The sequence below is a fragment of the Amycolatopsis sp. NPDC033938 genome, assembly GCF_055575975.1.
In genome coordinates, this window is record NZ_JBVIRO010000015.1 from 35282 (window position 1) to 55155 (window position 19874).

Consider the following 19874-nt stretch of genomic DNA (forward strand, 5'->3'; position numbering starts at 1 on the left):
TCACCCACACGGGGACGAGACGGCCGTTTCCGGCGCGTTCCGCGGTACCACCCCGCTTGCCCGGCCGGTGGTGTTCCGGCTGGGCCGCTCATTCGACGGCTGTGACGGGCCGTACCCGTCCGGTTCTACTGGGGGCGTGGGCCCTGTTCTTCCGGAGGCTCCCCGGTGATGGCCGGATCGGTGCCAGTTGTCTCAAGAGTAGCGCGCGGGGGCAACCGAGTTGTCACCCGGTCTTCCGGGTCGGCTGGATCAGGCCGCTCCGCTGACCAGGCCAGTCGCCGTGGCCTTACGTCCGCGTGATGGTCCCGGCGTTTCGGCGATACTGCGGACATGGCGCGGGACGACTGGCTGACTGGGCAAGTACGGAGCTTCGCATCGTTGCGCGGCAGGCGAGTCGACATGTGGACCGGCGTGGAGCTGGCTCTGCGGGAGGATTTTGCGGGAACCGGCCCCCAATTCGCCGATCCCGACGTTCCTTGTCTCCAGTTGTACTGGCTTCGGGCCTGGCTGGACGACGGCAGGGCGATGGAGATCGGCACCTACCAGGACGACGATGGATTCGGCGTCTGCGGCGAAACGTCGAGCAAATCGTATGACGCCGGGCGTTGGGACGGGATCTATCGTCGGCGGTCCTTTCCCGAGCTGCCGGTCGGTTCGGTCGATCACGTGACCGCCTTCCGCGAGCGGCACTTCTTGGCCGAGGTTCACTTCCGGATCGGAGCACGGCCGCTGGCACTGGTCGCGGGCGAACTGGAGGAGACGCCCGAGGGCGTGCTGATCTTCCAACGGCTCGACGAATCGGTCCTCGCCTTCACTGATCCTTTCGCGGTCGACCGTGTCCCGTGGAACACGGCGCGACAAATCCGCTCGGCTTGCTGAAAGCGCGGGCGTGTAGGTCGTTATACGGCCAGCATGTCGGCCTATGTCCTGAGGTGCATGGTGTTGCGTCTCGGAGCCCCGGTGGGGTCGAGATAAGCGGGTGGGGTGAACTCCGGCAGCCCGTCTTGGGCGATGGTGACTTTCCATTCGCTGTGGTGGATCAGCCGGTGATGTCGAGTGCACAGGAGCACCAAATTATCGATCTTCGTTTCGCCGTGGTGCCGCCAGAAAACGATGTGGTGTGCGGTGCAGCGGGGTACCGGCATGTCGCAGCCGGGAAACGCGCAGCCACCGTCGCGGAGGGTCAACGCGTACTTCTGGGCCAGTGACACCGTCCGTTTCGACCGGCCGATATCCAGCGGTTCGCCCGCGGTCCCGAGAACACCGGGCCGGACACGGGCGTCGCAGGCGAGGATGCGGGCGTCGGTGGCGCTGATCGGCCCGACCAGATCCAGATGCGCCTCACCAAGGTCGTTGATCAGGTCCTCATACGACATGGTCACGAGAATGTGGGTGGCTTCCCCGGCCTGCCCAGGCAGATTCCGGCTCGTGGTCTTCAACCGCACATAGTCGGTGAACGCGTCCCCGTAGCGTTCGTCCTGGGTGCGGGAGTCCCGGACCCCGTCGATGGCTTTGTGGGGTTTCGCCATCGGATCCAGGTCCGACTTCAACCGCGCATAGGTTTCGAGGTCGAGTCTGGCTTTGAGGCCGAGGGTGCCGTCGCGGTGCTTGACGAACCGTAACTCTGGCCGGGTGTCTGTGGGGTCCTCGTTGCGGGGTTCTTTGCCGTCGGGATCGAGTGTGTCGAGCAGGCGTCGTCCGGCGCGGGCGATCTGCCGGGGCCCGGCACACCGGGCGAGGTCGACGAGGATTTTCTCCCCGCCCCGCACGGCCTTCTCCGAGACGGTGGAGGGGATGCGGGCGAGGGTTCGGATGATGGCGTCGATCTGCGCACCGCCGATCGCGCCCTCCGCCGCGGCTTCGGCGGTCAACGGCGCCAGTGGTGGCTGGGGGTCTCCACCGATAGACGGCCCCGGATGCAACGCCAGAACCCGATCGGCCCGGGCCCCGGCTTCCGCGTCCGTCACCTGGAAGTCCTCGAAAATCATCGCCGCCAATGTGGAATGTCCCGAGCAGCCGCGGATACCGCGGGAATTGATTTCCGCGAGGATCGCGTACTGCTCCGCCTCCAACTGCCGCTTCAACACCTCGATTTCCTGCTTACGGGCATGCAGCGTCGCAGTATCGGCACGCCACCACTCGGAACGCACCACCTGGGGACTGTTTTCGCTGGCCACGACCCCAACAATACCCGCACTCGAACACCTGTGCTATCACATATTCAGACTACAAGTGGTTTCACCCGGCGGGTGCGCCACCTCTGGTCTGACAACACTTTGCTGAACGCTTCGGTGGGCTTAAGTCATTCCAGCGTCTGTCGCGGACAGTCGCCCATCTCGCCACCCTGATCCCAGGTGACAACGCCAGGCAATCTGTTCATCTTGACGACCAGCCGAGGGGCCACGTTCCCCACCGTGCGATCACAAGGAATACACACCAGCATGACAAAGCGAGTGCGCCGCTCTACCAAAGTCGCGATCTGTCACTGATTGTTCGCGCCGACGGTCAGATCGCCTTCCCAGAAGCCCGGCACGGCACGATCCTCGACCTCTGCCGTCCGCTCGCTGACGATCGAGCCACACCCTGCACGCGATCCGCATCGGCGACCGCGACTCCTCCATCACCACGCGAATAAGCAACGGCGATTTCAGCACCTTGCGTCCCTTCGGACACTTCCACAGCCGATCAACTCACACTCCGCCGACCGCAACGGAACCCCCTCCACTACCCAGAACGAGCTTTATCCGATCCGGTGCACTGACCATCTGATCCCAAGACAGAGGTCGACGAAGAAGCCTAAGAAATACCTAAGCCGCGAGTGCTGAATTGCGTAAGGGGCCACCCCCGAGTTGCCGTCCCCGCCACCGCCTCTAGGTTGACGGGTATGCCGAACTGCGAGGCCCGATGAAAGGGCCCGGACTCCTCATCGTCCTGCTGGTGGTCCTCGGCGGCGTCAGCGGCCTCGGTTTCCTGCTGGGGCTGGGCAACGCCGCGATCCTCGCCGCGCTGACGGCGCTCTTCTGCCTCATCGCGGCGGTCGGCGGGCCGCTTTGGGCGGATTTGCGGTTGCTGGCGTGGTTCGCGCCGTCGCTGGTCCTCGCGGTCGGCGTGCCGCGGTTGCTGGGTGAGGTCTCGCAGTGGGCCGCGATCGGGCTGCTGGCGGTGATCGTGGTCGTCGCCGGTCTGCTGCCCGTGCTCGGCGCCCGGTTCGTCACGGTCGGACTGGGGCTCGGGATGGCGTCGTTGTTCGGTTACGGCTTCCAGTTGACGGGATCGGCGTCGGCCGGGCAGATCCTGGGTGCGCCCGCGCTCGCGGTGGGGGTCATTCTGGTGCTGCGGGTGCTGATGGGCGCCAGGGACCCGGCCAAGCCGACCCGCGAGGCACTGGCGGACGCGCTCGCCACGGGGACGGCCGAAACGCAGGAACGCGCGGCGAGGCTCTGGCTAGCGGACCGGCCCCGCCGCTGGACCGGCAGGGTCCTCGGTGCGACGTTCCGGTATCGCGCGGCCACCGGGTTGCTCGAGATCCGCGGAAAACGCCTCGACCACCCCGAAATAGCCCGGACACTCGACGCCGCAAGGGAAGAAACCGCCAGGCTCGCCGAAGTCGTCCGAAACCCGGGAGCACCGAACGAAGTGGAACCGGTGCGGCGTACGGAGCCTGTCGAACTGCCCGGTGCCACCGCAAGGCTGGTCACCGCGCTCTGGGACGCCCTCGAAACCGTCCGGGCGGCGGCGACAGAACGCGACGAGTCGCGTGTGGACGTTCCGAAAGGACTCCGCAACGAACTGCGTCGCATCGAGCTGAGCGGCGCGTTTTCCTGGCAGTCACCGCAGTTGCGGCACGCGCTGCGCTGCGGGCTCGGGGTGGCGCTGGCGCTCGTCGTCGCGAGTTTCCGGCCAGGCGACCCGCTCACCGTGTCCTTCCTGCTCGCCACTTTCGCCATCATGCAACCGGAATGGCACGACAGCCTCAGCAAGGCCTGGCAGCGCATCGGCGGTTCCCTCGGCGGCGCCGTCGTCCTCGCGCTCGTCCTTTGGCTTCTGCCGCAGGGGTTTCTGCTGCCGATCGGGCTCGTGGCCCTGCTCGGCGGGTTCTCCGTCATGCGGACGCGGCCGACGATCTTCAACGGCTGCATGGTGCTGATGTCCGTCGGCATGAACGCGACGACCAAACACCTCGACCCCCGCTACGTGCTCGTCGAGTACCTGCTTCTGATGGTCCTCGCCGGCGCCATCGCGCTGCTGTTCGGTTTCGCCGCGATCCCCGGGGTACCGAAACCCGGCCCCGCGGAACGGTTCGGCACCGCGGTCGACGCCACCCGCGGGCTGCTCGGCTCGGTCGGGCGGAAACTGCGCGGCGACGACGTCGACCCGCGGACGCTCGGCCGCGAGTTCCGCACCGCCGCCGTCGCACAGCACGGCCTGCTCGCCGCGGAACCGGGCACGAAGGAACCCGCGCCCGGACAGCGCGACGCGCTAGAGAACGCCGCCGAAGCCTTGCGCGGCCTCTCCGTCACGGCCTCGTCACTCTTGTTGCGCGCCGGATCGGCAGGAGCCGCGGACGCCGTGAGCGAAGCCGCCCGCGCGCTCGGGACCGAGGAGGCGGCGGAAATCCCGGTGCCGTCGGACGCGGACGACGAACAACGCCTGGTGCTCGACATGATCGCCGCCGACGTCGTCGCGGTCGGCGAGGCGGCTCAGGTGTTCAGGGACGCTTAGCCGTCCGCCTTGGTCTTGTCACGGTGCTGCCCGGCGATCTCCGCGTCGGGCGTGCACAGCGCGCACGGGGTGAACCCGAGCTGGCGCGCCTCCCCGATACCGAGCGGAATGGTGTCCCGGGTTTCGAGCCACGCGCAGGTGGTCACGTGATAGCGCGGGTATTCGTCGACGACGACGATCTCGGTCTCCAGTTCGGAGACGACCGCCACATCGGCGGGATCGCTCTCCTCTTCACCGGGATCGCCGTTGCGCTGAGGCGCAGAAGCCTCTTCCGTGTCGCCCAGTTCACCAGTGGTCGGCATCAAGACCGTCTGCTCGGCGTCCTTGGGCTTCTCCTCTTCATCGCCCTCTTCGGGCTCGTCCGCTTCGTCGGCGGGGTCGTCCGCCGTCTCTTCGACGGGAGCGGCGTCCTCGGCCGAACGCTTCTTCCGGCGACGCAGCCAGTCGAAGACCAGGAGCAGCCCAGCGACCACGGAGAGGCCGATGGAGATCCAGGCCCACAGGGAGTTCGCGGTGATGAGTGCCGCGACGAGCAGCCCCAGAGCCGCCAGTACCAGTACCAGGACGATGTAGAGCACGGTGAATTACAACATGACGGACAAGCGGAACGGCCCCGACCCTCCGGAGAGTGCCGAGGCCGTTCCCATGCGTTGACCGAGAGCCGTCAGCCCGCTTCGGCGCGGGGACCGAACGAGTAGCCCTGTCCACCGCCCGAGGACGATGCCGACTGTCCCGAGTTCGACGAAGACGCCGAAGCAGGAGCGGCCGAACCGCGGTCGTCGAGCTCACGCAGCTGGGACTCGAGGAACCCGCGCAGCCTCGTGCGGTACTCCCGCTCGATCGTGCGCAGCTCTTCGATCTTCTTGCCCAGCGAGCCCTTCTCCGCGTTCATGTTGTTCATGGTCTCGGTGTACTTGCGCTGAGCCTCGCGCTCCATGGTCGTCGCCTTGTCGCGCGCCTGGCGCTCCAAGGTCTCGGCACGGGTTCGCGCATCGTTCAGCATGGTCTCGGCACGCGTGCGCGCCTCGTTCACCATCGAGTCCGACTTGGATCGCGCGTCCGAAAGCAGCTGCTCGGACTTGGTCCGAGCCTCGGCGAGCATGCCGTCCGACTCGGTCTTGGCCTCGGCGGTGAGCCGGTCGGCCATTTCCTGGGCCAGCCCGAGCACCTTCGCGGCCTGGACGTTGGGTTCCCCATTGTCCGGCACCATCGAATGGGCCTGGGTCTGCTCCATCGCCGACTGCGGCGGCGGCACCGGCGCCAGGCGACGCGACGGTTCGTCACGCACCTGTGGCGGCGGCCCGACGGCACCGGCCTTGGCGTTCTCGAGCTCACCACGGGTGGTCTCGAGCTCGTTGTCGAGCTGCTCGACCTGCTGCCGCAGCTCGTTGTTGTCCTCGATCAACCGGGCAAGCTCGGTCTCCACCAGGTCGAGGAACGCGTCCACCTCGTCCTCGTTGTAGCCCCTTTTGCCAATGGGCGGCTTGCTGAACGCGACGTTATGCACGTCAGCGGGGGTCAACGACATCAGATCACCTCACGCACTCCATGGCCTGCAGGTCCACCCGGGCTTCCCCGAAAATCACCCTGGCGTTGTCAGCTGCATCGCGAAGAACACAACCAACAGCAGCACCATAATCGATAAGTCCAGTCCGACGCCGCCGATTCGTACGGTCGGGATGATTCGTCTGAACAGACGAACCGGTGGGTCGGTCACTGTGTAGATGGTCTCGAGCGTTACCGCAACCCCTCCGGCAGGATGCCACTCGCGAGCGAAAGCACGCACGAGCTCGACGACGATCCGTGCCGTCAGCAGGAGCCAGAAAGCGAACAGCACGTACCAGACGACCAGCAACACAGCATTCACGTAACCACTCTGCCATGCCCCGCGTCAAAAGACGCAGCTGACGGGCGGCAGATGCCGATGAGTCGACAAAATCACATCCGGCTGCGCTCAGCGGTCACCGGGTGATCAGCCGCGCAGGAATAATCCGCCTTCGGCAATCCGCCGACGGTCTTCCGCGGTGACGTCCACATCGGGCGGTGAGAGAAGGAACACCTTGTTGGTGACCTTGTCCATCGACCCGCGCAACGCGAACGCGAGACCGGCCGCGAAGTCGACAAGGCGCTTCGCGTCCGCGTTCTCCATCTCGGTGAGGTTCATGATCACCGGGATGCCTTCACGGTAGTGCTCCCCGATCGCCCGCGCTTCGGCGTAGCTCGTCGGGTGCAACGTGGTGATCCGGCTCAACGGGTCACGAACGGCCGGACGGACCGGTTCGGTGACCGGACGCAGCCGGGCGACCGGTTCGGGCTGGCGATCGATCGCCAGTGCCCCGTGGACCGCCGGCTCCGGACTGACCACGGAGCGTGACCGAGTCCGGGTGACGGGCTCGTCGTAAGTGTCGTCGACGTCCCGGTAGCGTCCACCCCGCGACCGGGCGACTGGCTCGTCGTCGTAGTCGTACTCGTCGTCGGCGTATTCCTTTGTGGCGTAGCCTCGCCGGTAGCCGTCCTCGTCGTCGTAGCCGTCTTCGTCCGCGGGCACCATCCCGAAGTAGGCCTTCAGCTTCTGCAGCGCGCTCATGCCTCTCCCTAGCCTTAGCCGCGTCCCGCACCGTGCTCCCCCGCCTTCGCCGCCACTCCCCGTAGCGACGAAACGGTATTCCCTAAGGCGAGGCTAAACCGCGCCCACCGAGCAGCGCGGTTCCGACACGCACACACGTCGAGCCGTGCGCGATCGCCTGCTCGAGATCATTGCTCATTCCGGCGGAGAGTTCACGGGCATTTGGGTGATCTTCCCGAAGACGCTCCGAGGCGAAAGCAAGCTTCTCGAACGCCTCAGCGGGGTCAATACCCAGCGGGGCCACCGCCATAAGCCCACGGAGGCGAAGATCACCCACATGGACTATCCGCTCCGCCAACCGGTCCAGTTCGTTCAGCCGAGTGCCCCCGCGCTTCGGATCGTCATCGAGACTTACTTGAATGAGGACGTCCAACGGGTGATCACGTTGCCCGGAATCGAGTGCCGACCTGGTCGCCTTCGCGAGCGCGTCGGCGAGCCGTTCGGAGTCGACGGACTGGACCTCGTCGGCCCAGCGCACGACCGAGCGGGCCTTGTTCCGCTGGAGGCTGCCGACCATGTGCCAGCGGACACGGGCGTCCGGACGCAGGGCCGCGACCTCTTCGGCTTTCGCACCCGCCTCCTGGTCGCGGTTCTCGGCGAGGTCGAGCGCGCCGAGGTCGGCGAGCAGCGCGGCGTCGAGCGCCGGGAAGGTCTTGGTGACCGCGAGCAACCGGACCTCGTCGCGTGCCCGGCCCGCGGCCTTGCACGCGGCGGCGATCCGCTCTTCCACCTGGGCGAGGGAGGCGGCGAGTTCCGCCTTGCGGGCGTCGCTCACGACGCGTCCAGCCAGGTGATGCCCGCGATCCGGCCGGTGGTGCCGTCGCGGCGGAAACTGAACAGGGTCTTGTCTTCGTTGGTACAGCGCGGATCCACGCCGATCTTGCCGACACCGAGGTCGGCGAGCTGCCGCCAGAGCCCGGCACGCAGGTCGAGCCCGGGTGTGCCCTTGCGGGTTTTGCAGGCGCTGCCCGGTACGTGTTTCTCCACGTCGGCGGCCATGTCGGCGGGGACTTCGTAGCAGTCACCGCAGATCGCGGGGCCGAGCAGCGCTTCGGTGCGGCCCGGTTCCGCGCCGAGCGAGCGCATCGCTTCGATCGCGGCGGGGACCACACCGACCCTGGCACCGACGCGGCCGGCGTGAACGGCGGCGGCGACACCGGCGTCGACGTCGGCCAGCATGATGGGGACGCAGTCCGCGACCAGCACCACGAGCGCGAGACCGGGCTCGGCCGTCACGAGCGCGTCGGTCGCTTCGGCCGCCGAGGTCTCGGAGCCGTCGACGATGGTGGCGGTGCGGCCGTGCACCTGCTCCATCCACGCCAGCCTGTCCTCGGCGAGGCCGAGTTCGGTGGCGAGGCGTTTGCGGTTGGCGTAGACGTCACCGGCGTCGTCGCCGACGTGATCACCGAGGTTGAAGGTGTCGTAAGGCGGCCGGGAAGCCCCGCCCGCCCTTGTCGTGACAACCCGCCGTACGCGCACGCAACACTCCGCTCTTCAAGCAGCTGAAGGGGACTTTCCCCTCATCTCACGCAGTGAAGGGGACTTTGCCCGCATGTCATGCGGGCAAAGTCCCCTTCAGCTCACCGTGAAAGCTTACCGCCGCATGAACGGGGGCACGTCGACCTCGTCGTCCGACGGGTCGTCGTGCACCGGGGTGGCGCGGCCGGGCAGGCTGCCGTGGGTCGAGTTCGAGCCGATCGGCGAGTAGCCGCGCGAACCGCCGCCGGGCTGCGGGAGCCCACCGGTCATCGAGCCGTTGCCCTCGCTCCGGGAGGTCGGCATCGGCGAATGCGGGCGCGTCGGCGGGACCGGGTAGCCGTTGGAGCCGGTCGACGGAACCGGCGTGGCACCCGAAGGCGGGCTCTGCACCGGCGTCGCCCCGCCGCCGTTGACCTGGCCCGCCTGCGCGGACGCGGTCGAGTTCGACCGGGAGCCGAAGGTCGACGGGTCGAGCTTCTTGTGGGTCGGCGTGCCCGCGTCGAAACCGGCCGCGATCACGGTGACCCGGACCTCGTCGCCGAGCGAGTCGTCGATGATCGTCCCGAAGATGATGTTGGCGTCGGGGTGCGCGGATTCCTGCACCAGCGACGCGGCCTCGTTGATCTCGAACAGGCCGAGGTCCGATCCGCCCGCGATCGACAGCAGCGCGCCGTGCGCCCCGTCCATCGACGCTTCCAGCAGCGGCGAGTTGATCGCCTTCTCCGCCGCCTGGATCGCCCGGCCCTCACCGCGCGCCGAGCCGATGCCCATCAGCGCGGAGCCCGCTCCGGACATGACGCTCTTGACGTCGGCGAAGTCCAGGTTGATCAGACCCGGCGTGGTGATCAGGTCGGTGATGCCCTGGACACCGGACAGCAGCACCTCGTCCGCCGAGCGGAAGGCGTCCATCAGCGAGACGCCGATGTCGCCCAGCTGCAGCAGCCGGTCGTTCGGGATGACGATCAGGGTGTCGCATTCGTTGCGCAGCTGCTGGATGCCGTCTTCGGCCTGCTTGCTGCGGCGCTTGCCCTCGAAGGTGAACGGGCGGGTGACGACGCCGATGGTCAGCGCGCCGAGTTTGCGGGCGATCTGGGCGACGACCGGTGCGCCACCGGTGCCGGTGCCACCGCCCTCACCCGCGGTCACGAACACCATGTCGGCGCCCTTGATGACCTCTTCGATCTCTTCGCGGTGATCCTCGGCGGCCTTCTGCCCCACCTCGGGGGCGGCGCCGGCACCGAGGCCGCGGGTCAGTTCCCGGCCGATGTCGAGTTTCACGTCGGCGTCGGACATGAGCAGTGCCTGGGCGTCGGTGTTCACCGCGATGAACTCGACACCTTTGAGGCCGACCTCGATCATGCGGTTCACGGCGTTAACTCCGCCGCCGCCGATACCGACGACCTTGATCACCGCAAGGTAGTTGTGCGGGGGCGTCATCGGAGCCGCCTTCCTGATCGTGTGTGCTCGTGCTGCCCGCCGGTCGCTGAGCCTGGAGCCGAAACCCTCGAGCTGAAGTTCAGATTGAGAGTTATGTCAACTGCCGACGTTGAAGCAGGACGGTATGCACCAGGCTGGCTCGAATCCAGTAGCCACGCCGTGTGTCGCAAAAGTGTTTTGCCACAACATGTTCGCGAACGCAAGACCGAGACCCCGTGGAAGCGCCGGACGGCGGCCTGGTATTGACCGCGGATCAGGTCGGCATGGACATGACCATGACGACGTCCTTCGACGGCGAACCGGTGGCCGAACCACCGGCCTGTTCGACGCTCAGCGCGAACTTCTCGGCCCCGGCGATCCCGTCGGCGACCAGCAGCGCACCGTCCTGACCACCGGAAATGAGCCCGGCGGGCTTCGGCGCGGCCCCCGGGTACATGAACCAGGCCTGGTAGATCCGGCCCGGATCGTTCTTCGCCAGTTGTGCCGCCATGAAGACGAGCCGGTCCTTCGAGCGCGACATCATCACGGTCCCACCGCCTCCGACGGACGCTTCGGCGTGCCCGGTCCTGAGATCGGCGGCCGAGAGCACCTCGGCGACGGGCTCGTAGCGCTGGGCGTACCGCGCCGCTTGTTCCCGCGCGGCGGTCAGCTGGGTGTGGTTCTCGTAGGCGATACCGCCGAACACGGCCGTGCCCGCCAGTCCGACGATCGCCGCGGCGGCCGCGGCGATCGCCCAGCGCGGCGCCCGCCTCCGGCCCTTGACGCGCTCTCCGGTTTCGAAGCGCGTCTTCGGCGGCTGCTGCCGGGTCGCCATCGCCTGCGCGAGCACGCGGCGCTTGAGTTCCGGCGGTGGGTCTTCGGCCAGCGCGGCGCCGAGCCGGGTCGCGGTCATCTGCAGTTCGAGGACCTCTTGAGCGCACGAAGCGCATTCGCCGAGGTGCCGCTGGAACTGGGCACGCTCCACTTCGGACAACGCGTCGACGGCGTATGCCCCGGTGAGCGTGTGCATTTCGGGCATCGTCATGCCGTCACCCCCAAACAGTCCCGGAGCCTGATCAGGCCGTCCCGGAGTCGAGTCTTGATGGTCCCGTGCGGGGTCTGCAGCACCTCTGCGACCTCGCGATAGGTGTACCCCTGGTAATAGGCGAGCAACACCGATTCCCGTTGCAGCTCGGTCAGGCTGGTGAGGCAGCGGCGTACCTGCGATCGTTCCCAGCGGGCCGCGACGGCCTCGGCGACCTCGTCGAAGGGCCGTGCGCGGGCGGCCTCGAAGGTCGCCTTGACCTCGCGATCCGAACTGGCCCGTGCCGAACGGACGCGGTCCACGGCGCGGCGGTGCGCGAGCGTCATGGCCCAGTTCAAGGCGCTCCCCCGCTCCGGCGAATACCGCGTGGCGGTGCGCCACAGCTCGACCATGACCTCTTGGGTGACCTCTTCGGACTGGGCGGAGTCGCGGAGGATTCGCCGCACCAGGCCGAGGATCGGGCCGGCGAGCCGGTCGTACAGCGCGTCGAAGGCCCGCTCGTCCCCCTTCGCGACCCGGACGAGCAGGTCCTCGGCCGTCGGTCCGGCCGGTTCGTCGCCCGTTCCGGGAACGGGCGCCATCCGGCGTGGACGTGCCGATTCATCCATCAAGCCTGCCTCCGGCGGTCTGCGGTGCACGAGGGGTCAGCGGTGCCTTCTTCAGCCACAGTCTGACCCCGTGCCGCCGGATCAGCGCGGAGACCCGGTGCGGCATGAACGGACGGGTGAGCAGCAGCCGCGCCAGCCGCCTGGTGGTGGCAGGCTGCCGCACACCGCGCAGGGACGCCGTCAGCGGGGTCCGGCCGCCCTGCCGGAGGGCGATCTGGATCGAGAGCAGCGCCCCCGGACGCGGCACCGCCATCCGGTACTCGCCGTCCATCGACTGGAACGGCGAGACGTAGAACTCCTTGTCCGCGTGGGCGTTCCCGTAGTCGTCGGGGCGCAGGAGGTACGCGTGCCTGCCGCCGTAGGTGTTGTGGACCTCCGCGACGACGCATTCGAGTTCGCCGTCGGGCCGATGGCACCAGTAGAGGCTGATCGGGTTGAAGTTGTGGCCGAGCGTCCGCGCGCCCGCGAGCATCAGCACCCGGCCGCCCTTCAGGTCGACGTCGCGTGCCGCGAGCCAGCGGTCCACTTTGGACCGGATGCTGGAGGTGTCGTCGGGCGCGAAATGGTCTCGCGGGTCGAAGCGGGCGAACGGGCGCAGCCACCACGGCAGCTTCGGCGGCGCGTCGAGGTCGACCAGCCACAGATAGACGCGGTGGGCGAACGAGAGCGGCGGGTCGGCGCGCCGGACATGCGCCACCGTGGAGTCGTAGAGCACGGCCATGACGGTCACCAGCGCACCCCGAAGTTCTCGGCCGCGCGGACACCGGACGCGCAGCCGTCCTCGTGGAAGCCCCAGCCGTGGTACGCGCCGGCGTAGGCGACGGTGTCGTCGTCGAGTTCCGGCAGACGGCGCTGGGCGGCGACGGATTCCGGCGTGTAGACCGGATGCTCATAGGTCATCTTGGCCAGCACCGAACCGTCGTCCGGGGCGGTGCCGGGATTGAGGGTGACGACGTAGCCGGTCGGCTCGTCGAGCCGCATCAGGCGGTTCATGTCGTAGGACACCTGGACCGCGCCGTTGTCGGCACCGCAGGCGGGCATCGCGTAGTTCCAGCCCGCCCGCGCGGATTCGGTGGTCGGGAGCACGCCGGTGTCGGTGTGCAGCCACGCCTCGTTGCTGGAGTACCGGAACGAGCCGAGGACCTCGCGCTCGGCGGCGGTCGGCGAAGCGAGCAGTTTCAGCGCCTGGTCCGCGTGCGTGGCCAGGACGACCTTGTCGAGCCGGTGGCGGGTGTCGGCGTCGTCGCGGACCTCGATCCCCCGCGCGACGCGCTTGACTGAGCGCACCGGCGTCGACAGGTGCACGGCGGTCAGCTGCTTGGCCGCCCGTTGGACGTACTCGCGCGAGCCCCCCTCGACGGTGCGCCAGGCCGGGGACCCGCCGACCGACAGCATCCCGTGGTTGCGCAGGAATTCGAACAGGTAGCGCGCGGGGTAGGACAGCGTGTCGTTCCGGTCGGCCGACCAGACGGTCGAGACGACGGGCAGCATGAAGTGGTCGACGAAGTACTTCGTGTACCCGCCGATCGCGAGGAACGCGCCGAGGGTGACGTCGCCGGCCTCGGGCGATTCGAGAACGCGTTTCGCGTGCACATGGAAGCGTTTGACGTCGGCGAGCATCCGCAGGTAGCGCCCGCTGGCGACGTTACGTGGCTGGGCGAAGAGGCCTTTGAGGCCTTTGGCGCCGGCGTACTGGAGGCCGCAGCCGTCGCAGCGGATGCTCATCGACATCTCGGTGTCGCGGGTGGCGACGCCCAGTTCGGCGAACAGGCGGAGCAGGTTCGGATAGGTGCGCTCGTTGTGCACGATGAACCCGGAGTCGACGCCGATGGTGCCGCCGTGCGCGCTCGGGACGTCGTGGGTGTGCGCGTGCCCGCCGAGCCTGTCGTCGGCTTCGAACAGCAGCACTTCGTAGCGGCGTTGCAGCAGATAGGCCGCCGTGAGTCCGGCGACGCCGCTGCCGATGACTCCGATGCGTTGACCGTTGGTGTGCACGAGAGGGATTCGGAACCGGAGCCGGGCCGGATTGGACCGGATGATTTCGGGGGCATCGGCCGACCCATCCTTTTCGTGTCCGGGGCCGAATGACGACTATGCCGAACAGTCCCGCGTCCCGTCTGGTCCCGTTCGCCGAGCGACTGCTCGGCGGCTCACTCCCGGTCGGTCTCCGTACGTGGGACGGCGTACGCGCCGGTCCGCCGGATGCCCCGACCGTGGTGCTCCGCAACCGGCGCGCGCTGCGCCGTCTCCTGTACGCCCCCGGCGAATTGGGCCTCGCCAGGGCCTACGTCTCCGGCGATCTCGACGTCGAAGGCGATCTCGCCGACGGATTCCGCCGGATCTGGGCGCTGACCCGATCGGGTGCCGTCCGCGGTGCCCGGCTCGGCCCTCGCGAATGGGCCGAAGCGCTGCGGATCGCGGTCCGCGTCGGCGTCGTCGGCCCGCCGCCCAAACCGCCTGCCGAAGAGGCTCGCCTGTCCGGGCGACTGCACAGCCCGCGCCGGGACAAATCCGCGATCGCGCATCACTACGACCTCGGCAACGCCTTCTACCAGCTGTTGCTCGACGAATCGATGGCTTATTCGTCCGGGTACTGGACCTCCGACGAAGACGGCTACGACCTCGGACAGGCCCAAGCGGACAAGCTCGAACTGATCTGCCGCAAGCTCGGCCTGCGCCCGGGGATGCGGCTGCTCGACGTCGGCTGTGGCTGGGGCTCGCTGCTGGTGCACGCGGCGAAACACCACGGGGTGCGAGCCGTCGGCATCACGCTTTCGGCGGAACAGCGGCAGCACATCCTCGGCCGTCTCGCCCAGCACGACCTGGAGGACCGCGTCGAAGTCCGCCGTCAGGACTATCGGGAGCTGACCGACGAGCCGTTCGACGCCGTCGCCTCCATCGAGATGGGTGAACACGTCGGCGAGCAGAACTACCCCGAGTACACGCGGACGCTGTTCCGGATGCTCCGGCCCACCGGACGGCTGGTCCTGCAGCAGATGTCCCGCGGCGCGGTCGCTCCCGGCGGCGGCGCGTTCATCGAGCGCTACATCGCGCCCGACATGACGATGCGGCCGCTGAGCCGCACGCTCGCTCATCTGGAGACCGCCGGGTTCGAGATCCGCGACGTCCACGCGCTGCGCGAGCACTATGTGCGTACGGTCCGGGCGTGGGAGAAGACGCTCGAAAGCAACTGGGACGACGTCGTGACGCTGATCGGTGAAGCGGGCGCGCGGGTCTGGCGGCTCTACCTGGTGGGCGGCGCGCTCGCGTTCGAGGAGAACCGCATGGGCGTGGACCAGATCCTCGCGGTCCGGCCGTCCGGACACGGCGTGAGCGCGCTGCCCGCCACCCGGGAGTGGGCCTGATGTCCCTCGGGGGAACCCTCGCGGTCACGGCGGGTGTGACCCTCCTGGCCTTCGTCGTCACCTTCGGCGTCGCCCGGTGGCGCGGGCGGTACGACACGGTCGACACGTTCTGGGGGCCGGGCTTCGCGCTCGTCGCGCTGGTCGCGGCCCCGCTCGGGGACGGGCCGGTGGCCTTGCGCGTCGTCACCGCGGCACTGACGGTGATCTGGGGTGTCCGCCTCGGCGTGCACCTCCACCTGCGCAATCACCGGCTGCCCGAAGACCCGCGCTACGTGCGCATGGCCGAGCGGGCGGGACCGAACCCGGCGCTGAAGCTGTTCGTCCGCGTGTACCTGGTCCAGGCGGTGGTGCTGTGGTTCGTCTCGCTGCCGGTCCAGTTCGCGATGTACGGCGACGGGTTCGGGGTGACGGCGTGGCTCGGCGTCGCGGTGTGGCTGATCGGTTTCGGGTTCGAGACCGTCGGCGACGAGCAGTTGCGCCGGTTCAAGGCCGATCCCGGCAACCGGGGGAAGGTGCTCGACAGCGGGCTGTGGCGCTACACCCGGCATCCCAACTACTTCGGGGACGCGTGCGTGTGGTGGGGCCTCTACCTGCTGGCGTGTTCGAGCTGGGTGGGGGCGGCGACCGTGCTGTCGCCGATCGCGATGACGTACACGCTGGCCAAGGGCACCGGAAAACCTTTGCTGGAGAAGGGCTTGCGGCGCTCCCGGCCGGGATACGCGACCTACGTCGAGCGGACCAGCGGGTTCTTCCCGCTGCCCCCGCGCCGCATCACTCCCCGGTGAGGCCGTCGGTCAGTTCGCGAAGCAGGTCGAGGTGGCCGGCGTGCCTGCCGGTCTCCTCGATCATGTGCGTGACCACGAACCGCACGTTGACCTGGCGGTCGCCGCGGAACGAGACCTCGTCGTCCAGCCCCATCCGGGCGACGATCTTGCGGCTTCGCTCGCACTCGGCCTCGTAGGCGGCGATCAACTGCTCGATCGGCGTCTGCATGGCGACGCGGAACTCGGCGTCGGGGTCGACTTCGAGCGCCTCCTTCCAGACGTCCTCCTGCCCGTCGAGCACGACGGTGAACCAGTACTGCTCGACCAGGGTCAGATGCCCGAGCAGACCCGCGATGGTGGTGAGTTCGCTGGGCACGAGCGGCCGCCGGGCCTGCTCGTCGGTGAGCCCGGAGCATTTCCACACCACGGTGGCGCGAAGGAAGTCGAGGAAGCCGTTCAGCTGGGTGCGCTCGTCCCCGGTGAGCGGCGGTTCGGGACGCTTCGGTTCGTCGGTCATGGTGGTGCAGTCTGCCGGTTTCCTCCGATGATCCGCTAACGAGTTACCGCTCTCCACCATCTGTCGCAGAGCGGTGGTCCATGTCCGAACGTGATCCCATCGTTCGAGTGAAACCGGCGGTAGTTAGCGCCCACGAAACATGACGACCACCCGCCCGTCATGTCAGGCTGGTGCAGTTGTGTCCATAGCCGGAGCACCCACGGAAAGGTAACTGATGGCTGGCCGTCAGCTGAGCGCACTCGATGTCGCTTTCCTTTGCCTGGAAAGCGAAACGACGCCCATGCACATGGGAGCGGTGGTCACCTTCCGCCCGCACGGGCAGGTGCACGCGCGTAAGCTGACCGCGTTGCTCGCCGAGCGGGCCGCGCGCATCCCGAAGCTGCGCCAACGCCCCCGCACCGCATTGTTCCCGCCGGGCGCCGCCGTCTGGGCCGAGGACCCGGATTTCGTTGCCAGTGAACATATTTCACATCACCACCTCAGCTCCCTGTACGAACCGGACCCGTTGTCCGCCTACGCGTCACGCTGGATGGGACAGCCTCTCGACACCGGAAAACCCTTGTGGGACTTGCATCTCGTCACCGGCCTGCCGGACGGCGAGTTCGCGTTGCTGCTGAAACTGCACCACGCGCTCACCGACGGGGCCGGCGCGTACGCCGTCGCCGCGGGCCTGCTGGACGAACTCCCCCGCCCTGCCAGGCGCGCGCACAGCGGCGCCGAACCGCCCACGCCTCGCTCCCCTGTGGACGCGGTCAAGGAAGCCCTCGGCTCCACCCTGGCCCAGGCCGGGGAGTCCGCCGGGATCGCCTCGTCGGTCGTCCGCGCCACCCGCTCGCCGCTGTCGCCGATCAGCGCGCCACCGTCGACCGAGCGACGGCTCGGCCTGGTCCGGCTCGACACCGGCGACATCCGGCGGATCCGCCGATCCCACGGCGGTACCGCCAACGACGTCGTGCTGGCCGTGCTCACCGGCGCGCTGCGCGAATGGATGATCAACCGCGGCCAGCGGGCCGACGACCGGACCCTGCGGGCGCTCATCCCGGTCAGCGTGCGCGGCCGGTCCGCCGAGCAACTGGGTGGCAACAAGCTGTCCGGATACCTCTGCGACCTGCCGGTGGGCCTCGACGACCCGGTGGCACGGCTGCTGGCCGTCCAGCGCGAGATGAGCCGGAACAAGGCCGCGGGCCCGGCCCGGGGCGCCGGGGCGTTCCCGCTGCTCGCGGACCGGGTTCCGCCGATGCTGCACCGCCTCGGCAGCAAGGCCGCCGGCCTCGCCGCGCCGATGCTGTTCGACCTCGTGGTGACCACGGTGCCGGTGCCGCCCAACCGGCTCTCCCTCGACGGGACACGGCTCGAAGGGGTGTACCCGTTCGTGCCGCTGGCGCCGCGGCAGGCGATCGGGATCGCGGTGGCGACCTATCGCGACTCCGTCCACATCGGATTGCAGGCGAACGGGGCGGCGGTCTCCGACGTGGGGTCACTCCGGGACGGGGTGCTCAAGTCGGCCGCGCGGTTGCTGGACGCCGCTTGAGCTGGTCGTGAGTGGTGAGTGTCGTTCTGGCCAAGGGTGTTTGAGGTACCTACGGCGGGCGAGCCTGGTATCGGCCGGGCCGTGAAGGACTCCTTGAGGGACTCAGAGTCCCTCACCAGTCACACCGGCTGCGCGTGAAGGCCCCCTTCCCTCGGCTGAGCCGAGGGAAGGGGGCCTTCACGCGCTTCCCCCACGAGCCAGGCCCGCAGGTGACGAGTAGGTACCTAAGAGAGGGTTCGCATCAAGGCCCTTCAGCCCCGAGCCACAACCAGGTCAAACACGCGCCATGAAAGGTCCTTTCCTTGCAAATTTTGCAAGGAAAGGACCTTTCATGGCGCGTGTGGGGACGGCGGATAGGTCAGCCGCGGAGCATCTCGGCGACCAGGAAGGCCAGCTCTAGCGACTGCTGCGTGTTCAGGCGGGGGTCGCAAGCGGTCTCGTACCGGCCCGAGAGGTCGAGGTCGGAGATGTCCTGCGCGCCGCCAAGGCATTCGGTGACGTCCTCGCCGGTCAGTTCGACGTGGATGCCGCCCGGGTAGGTGCCGAGTTTGCGGTGCACCTCGAAGAAGCCCTGGACCTCGTCCACGATGCGGTCGAAGTGCCGGGTCTTGTACCCGGTCGACGACTCGTGGGTGTTGCCGTGCATCGGGTCGCACTGCCAGATGACCTTGTGCCCGGACGCCTCGACCTTCTCGACGATCGCGGGCAGCACCTCGCGCACCTTGCCGTTACCCATCCGGGCGATCAGCGTCAGCCTGCCCGGTTCGTTGCGCGGGTCGAGCCGCCGGACGTACTCCACGGCCTGCTCGGGCGTGGTCGTCGGGCCGATCTTGAGACCGATCGGGTTGGCGAGGAGTTCGGCGAAGGCGATGTGCGCGCCGTCGAGCTGCCGGGTCCGTTCGCCCACCCACAGGAAGTGCGAGGACAGGTTGTAGAGCTTGGGGTTCGTCGCGTCGGCGCGGTCCATCCGCAGCATGGAGCGCTCGTAGTCCAGCAGCAGCGCCTCGTGGCTGGCGAAGATCTCGGTCGACTGCAGCGAGGTGTCGGTGACGCCACAGGCCGACATGAACCGCAGGCCGCGGTCGATTTCCGAGGCCAACGCTTCGTACCGCTCGCTGGCGGGCGAGGACTTCACGAAGTCCTTGTTCCAGTCGTGCACCTGGTGCAGATCCGCCATACCGGCGCCGGTGAGCGCGCGGACGAGGTTCATCGCGGCGCCGGCGTTGGCGTAGGCGCGGATCATCCGGCCGGGGTCCGGCACCCGCAGCTCGGGCTTGGCGACCAGCGAGTTGATGATGTCGCCGCGGTACACCGGCAGGCCGAGCGCGTCGGTGGAGGCCGAACGCGGCTTCGCGTACTGACCGGCGATCCGGCCGACCTTCACCACCGGCAGGCTCGCGCCGTAGGTGAGGACGACGGCCATCTGCAGCAAGGTGCGCAGGTTGGCGCGGATATGCGGTTCGGTGTTCGACTCGAACGTCTCCGCGCAGTCACCGCCCTGCAGCAGGAACGCCTCACCGCGGGCGACCATGGCCAGCCGGTCGGAGAGCCGGTCGATCTCGGCGGGAACGGTGATCGGCGGCACGCTCTCCAACACGCCCCGTACCCGCTTCGTCAGCTCGGGGTCCGGCCATTCCGGCTGCTGCGCGGCGGGCCGGGAAAGCGCGTCGTCGAGCCGCTTGCGCAGCTCGGGCGGCAGAGGAGGCAGTTCGGGGAGCGTGTCGACGGGAACGTCCACTGTCCAGTTCACCGGCCCAGGATATGCCGCGCCGGAAGCCGCCCGCCCACCGGGACGAAAGTC

19 protein-coding genes and 1 pseudogene are annotated in these 19874 nt (G+C 68.4%); 5 read left to right on the top strand and 15 right to left on the bottom strand.

The window, feature by feature from the left end:
• Window positions 1-330 precede the first annotated feature (330 nt).
• Complete coding sequence (locus ACZ5ZX_RS30330; protein WP_465505402.1) at window positions 331-879, top strand: hypothetical protein; 549 nt, start codon at window positions 331-333, stop codon at window positions 877-879.
• A 41-nt stretch (window positions 880-920) separates the two neighbouring features.
• On the opposite strand, the gene ACZ5ZX_RS30335 is transcribed toward ACZ5ZX_RS30330, so the two are convergent.
• Together ACZ5ZX_RS30335 and ACZ5ZX_RS30340 are read right to left on the bottom strand one after the other, a co-directional pair.
• Window positions 921-2177, bottom strand: a complete 1257-nt coding sequence (locus ACZ5ZX_RS30335; RefSeq protein WP_465505403.1) for an HNH endonuclease signature motif containing protein — start codon at window positions 2175-2177, stop codon at window positions 921-923.
• 247 nt (window positions 2178-2424) lie between these two features.
• Window positions 2425-2572: pseudogene (locus ACZ5ZX_RS30340) on the bottom strand (IS30 family transposase); the annotation flags it as partial.
• A gap of 332 nt (window positions 2573-2904) precedes the next feature.
• Between ACZ5ZX_RS30340 and ACZ5ZX_RS30345 the strand changes: the two are divergent.
• Entirely contained in the window at window positions 2905-4722 is a 1818-nt protein-coding gene (locus ACZ5ZX_RS30345) for an FUSC family protein (protein WP_465505404.1), read from the top strand.
• Here ACZ5ZX_RS30345 and ACZ5ZX_RS30350 read toward each other — a convergent pair.
• The 11 genes from ACZ5ZX_RS30350 to ACZ5ZX_RS30400 form a co-directional block, all read right to left on the bottom strand.
• Complete coding sequence (locus ACZ5ZX_RS30350) at window positions 4719-5300, bottom strand: hypothetical protein (RefSeq protein WP_465505405.1); 582 nt, start codon at window positions 5298-5300, stop codon at window positions 4719-4721. The two genes, ACZ5ZX_RS30345 and ACZ5ZX_RS30350, sit on opposite strands and share 4 nt — an antisense overlap.
• A gap of 86 nt (window positions 5301-5386) precedes the next feature.
• Window positions 5387-6250: a DivIVA-like cell division protein Wag31 gene (gene wag31 / locus ACZ5ZX_RS30355; RefSeq protein WP_037309673.1), complete on the bottom strand. Its 864-nt coding sequence runs from the start codon at window positions 6248-6250 to the stop codon at window positions 5387-5389.
• 54 nt (window positions 6251-6304) lie between these two features.
• Entirely contained in the window at window positions 6305-6580 is a 276-nt protein-coding gene (locus ACZ5ZX_RS30360; RefSeq protein ID WP_061983245.1) for a YggT family protein, read from the bottom strand.
• A gap of 114 nt (window positions 6581-6694) precedes the next feature.
• On the bottom strand, window positions 6695-7309 hold the full coding sequence (locus ACZ5ZX_RS30365; protein WP_465505406.1) for a cell division protein SepF: 615 nt from the start codon (window positions 7307-7309) through the stop codon (window positions 6695-6697).
• Between the two features lie 82 nt (window positions 7310-7391).
• Window positions 7392-8123 carry a YggS family pyridoxal phosphate-dependent enzyme gene (locus ACZ5ZX_RS30370; protein WP_465505407.1) on the bottom strand — a complete coding sequence of 244 codons (732 nt, stop codon included), beginning with the start codon at window positions 8121-8123 and terminating at the stop codon, window positions 7392-7394.
• Entirely contained in the window at window positions 8120-8827 is a 708-nt protein-coding gene (gene pgeF, locus ACZ5ZX_RS30375; RefSeq protein WP_465505408.1) for a peptidoglycan editing factor PgeF, read from the bottom strand. The genes ACZ5ZX_RS30370 and pgeF overlap by 4 nt, the downstream gene beginning before the upstream one ends.
• Before the next feature lie 114 nt (window positions 8828-8941).
• Window positions 8942-10264: a cell division protein FtsZ gene (gene ftsZ / locus ACZ5ZX_RS30380; protein WP_465505409.1), complete on the bottom strand. Its 1323-nt coding sequence runs from the start codon at window positions 10262-10264 to the stop codon at window positions 8942-8944.
• Between the two features lie 253 nt (window positions 10265-10517).
• Complete coding sequence (locus ACZ5ZX_RS30385; RefSeq protein WP_465505410.1) at window positions 10518-11288, bottom strand: anti-sigma factor; 771 nt, start codon at window positions 11286-11288, stop codon at window positions 10518-10520.
• Window positions 11285-11896, bottom strand: coding sequence for an ECF RNA polymerase sigma factor SigK (gene sigK / locus ACZ5ZX_RS30390; protein WP_465505411.1), 612 nt, complete (start codon window positions 11894-11896; stop codon window positions 11285-11287). Before sigK ends, ACZ5ZX_RS30385 begins: the two co-directional genes overlap by 4 nt.
• Window positions 11889-12617, bottom strand: coding sequence for a DUF1365 domain-containing protein (locus tag ACZ5ZX_RS30395; protein WP_465505552.1), 729 nt, complete (start codon window positions 12615-12617; stop codon window positions 11889-11891). Before ACZ5ZX_RS30395 ends, sigK begins: the two co-directional genes overlap by 8 nt.
• A 5-nt stretch (window positions 12618-12622) precedes the next feature.
• Window positions 12623-13891 carry an NAD(P)/FAD-dependent oxidoreductase gene (locus tag ACZ5ZX_RS30400; RefSeq protein WP_465505412.1) on the bottom strand — a complete coding sequence of 423 codons (1269 nt, stop codon included), beginning with the start codon at window positions 13889-13891 and terminating at the stop codon, window positions 12623-12625.
• A 98-nt stretch (window positions 13892-13989) separates the two neighbouring features.
• Between ACZ5ZX_RS30400 and ACZ5ZX_RS30405 the strand changes: the two genes are divergently transcribed.
• On the top strand, window positions 13990-15261 hold the full coding sequence (locus ACZ5ZX_RS30405; protein WP_465505413.1) for a class I SAM-dependent methyltransferase: 1272 nt from the start codon (window positions 13990-13992) through the stop codon (window positions 15259-15261).
• Window positions 15261-16046, top strand: a complete 786-nt coding sequence (locus ACZ5ZX_RS30410) for a DUF1295 domain-containing protein (RefSeq protein WP_465505414.1) — start codon at window positions 15261-15263, stop codon at window positions 16044-16046. The genes ACZ5ZX_RS30405 and ACZ5ZX_RS30410 overlap by 1 nt, the downstream gene beginning before the upstream one ends.
• Here the strand turns inward: ACZ5ZX_RS30410 and ACZ5ZX_RS30415 are convergent.
• Entirely contained in the window at window positions 16033-16542 is a 510-nt protein-coding gene (locus ACZ5ZX_RS30415; protein WP_465505415.1) for a DinB family protein, read from the bottom strand. The two genes, ACZ5ZX_RS30410 and ACZ5ZX_RS30415, sit on opposite strands and share 14 nt — an antisense overlap.
• A 214-nt stretch (window positions 16543-16756) precedes the next feature.
• Between ACZ5ZX_RS30415 and ACZ5ZX_RS30420 the strand changes: the two genes are divergently transcribed.
• Complete coding sequence (locus ACZ5ZX_RS30420) at window positions 16757-18073, top strand: wax ester/triacylglycerol synthase family O-acyltransferase (protein WP_465505416.1); 1317 nt, start codon at window positions 16757-16759, stop codon at window positions 18071-18073.
• 358 nt (window positions 18074-18431) lie between these two features.
• On the opposite strand, the gene ACZ5ZX_RS30425 is transcribed toward ACZ5ZX_RS30420, so the two are convergent.
• Window positions 18432-19823, bottom strand: coding sequence for a class II 3-deoxy-7-phosphoheptulonate synthase (locus tag ACZ5ZX_RS30425; RefSeq protein ID WP_465505417.1), 1392 nt, complete (start codon window positions 19821-19823; stop codon window positions 18432-18434).
• Window positions 19824-19874 lie beyond the last annotated feature (51 nt).

Bases quoted from the DNA above. Each gene is read 5' to 3' on its own strand.
- ACZ5ZX_RS30330 (WP_465505402.1), top strand. From the start codon at position 331: ATGGCGCGGGACGACTGGCTGACTGGGCAAGTACGGAGCTTCGCATCG.
- ACZ5ZX_RS30345 (WP_465505404.1), top strand. From the start codon at position 2,905: ATGAAAGGGCCCGGACTCCTCATCGTCCTGCTGGTGGTCCTCGGCGGC.
- wag31 (WP_037309673.1), bottom strand. From the start codon at position 6,250: ATGTCGTTGACCCCCGCTGACGTGCATAACGTCGCGTTCAGCAAGCCG.
- ACZ5ZX_RS30365 (WP_465505406.1), bottom strand. From the start codon at position 7,309: ATGAGCGCGCTGCAGAAGCTGAAGGCCTACTTCGGGATGGTGCCCGCG.
- ftsZ (WP_465505409.1), bottom strand. From the start codon at position 10,264: ATGACGCCCCCGCACAACTACCTTGCGGTGATCAAGGTCGTCGGTATC.
- ACZ5ZX_RS30385 (WP_465505410.1), bottom strand. From the start codon at position 11,288: ATGACGATGCCCGAAATGCACACGCTCACCGGGGCATACGCCGTCGAC.
- sigK (WP_465505411.1), bottom strand. From the start codon at position 11,896: ATGGATGAATCGGCACGTCCACGCCGGATGGCGCCCGTTCCCGGAACG.
- ACZ5ZX_RS30395 (WP_465505552.1), bottom strand. From the start codon at position 12,617: ATGGCCGTGCTCTACGACTCCACGGTGGCGCATGTCCGGCGCGCCGAC.
- ACZ5ZX_RS30405 (WP_465505413.1), top strand. From the start codon at position 13,990: ATGCCGAACAGTCCCGCGTCCCGTCTGGTCCCGTTCGCCGAGCGACTG.
- ACZ5ZX_RS30410 (WP_465505414.1), top strand. From the start codon at position 15,261: ATGTCCCTCGGGGGAACCCTCGCGGTCACGGCGGGTGTGACCCTCCTG.
- ACZ5ZX_RS30415 (WP_465505415.1), bottom strand. From the start codon at position 16,542: ATGACCGACGAACCGAAGCGTCCCGAACCGCCGCTCACCGGGGACGAG.
- ACZ5ZX_RS30420 (WP_465505416.1), top strand. From the start codon at position 16,757: ATGGCTGGCCGTCAGCTGAGCGCACTCGATGTCGCTTTCCTTTGCCTG.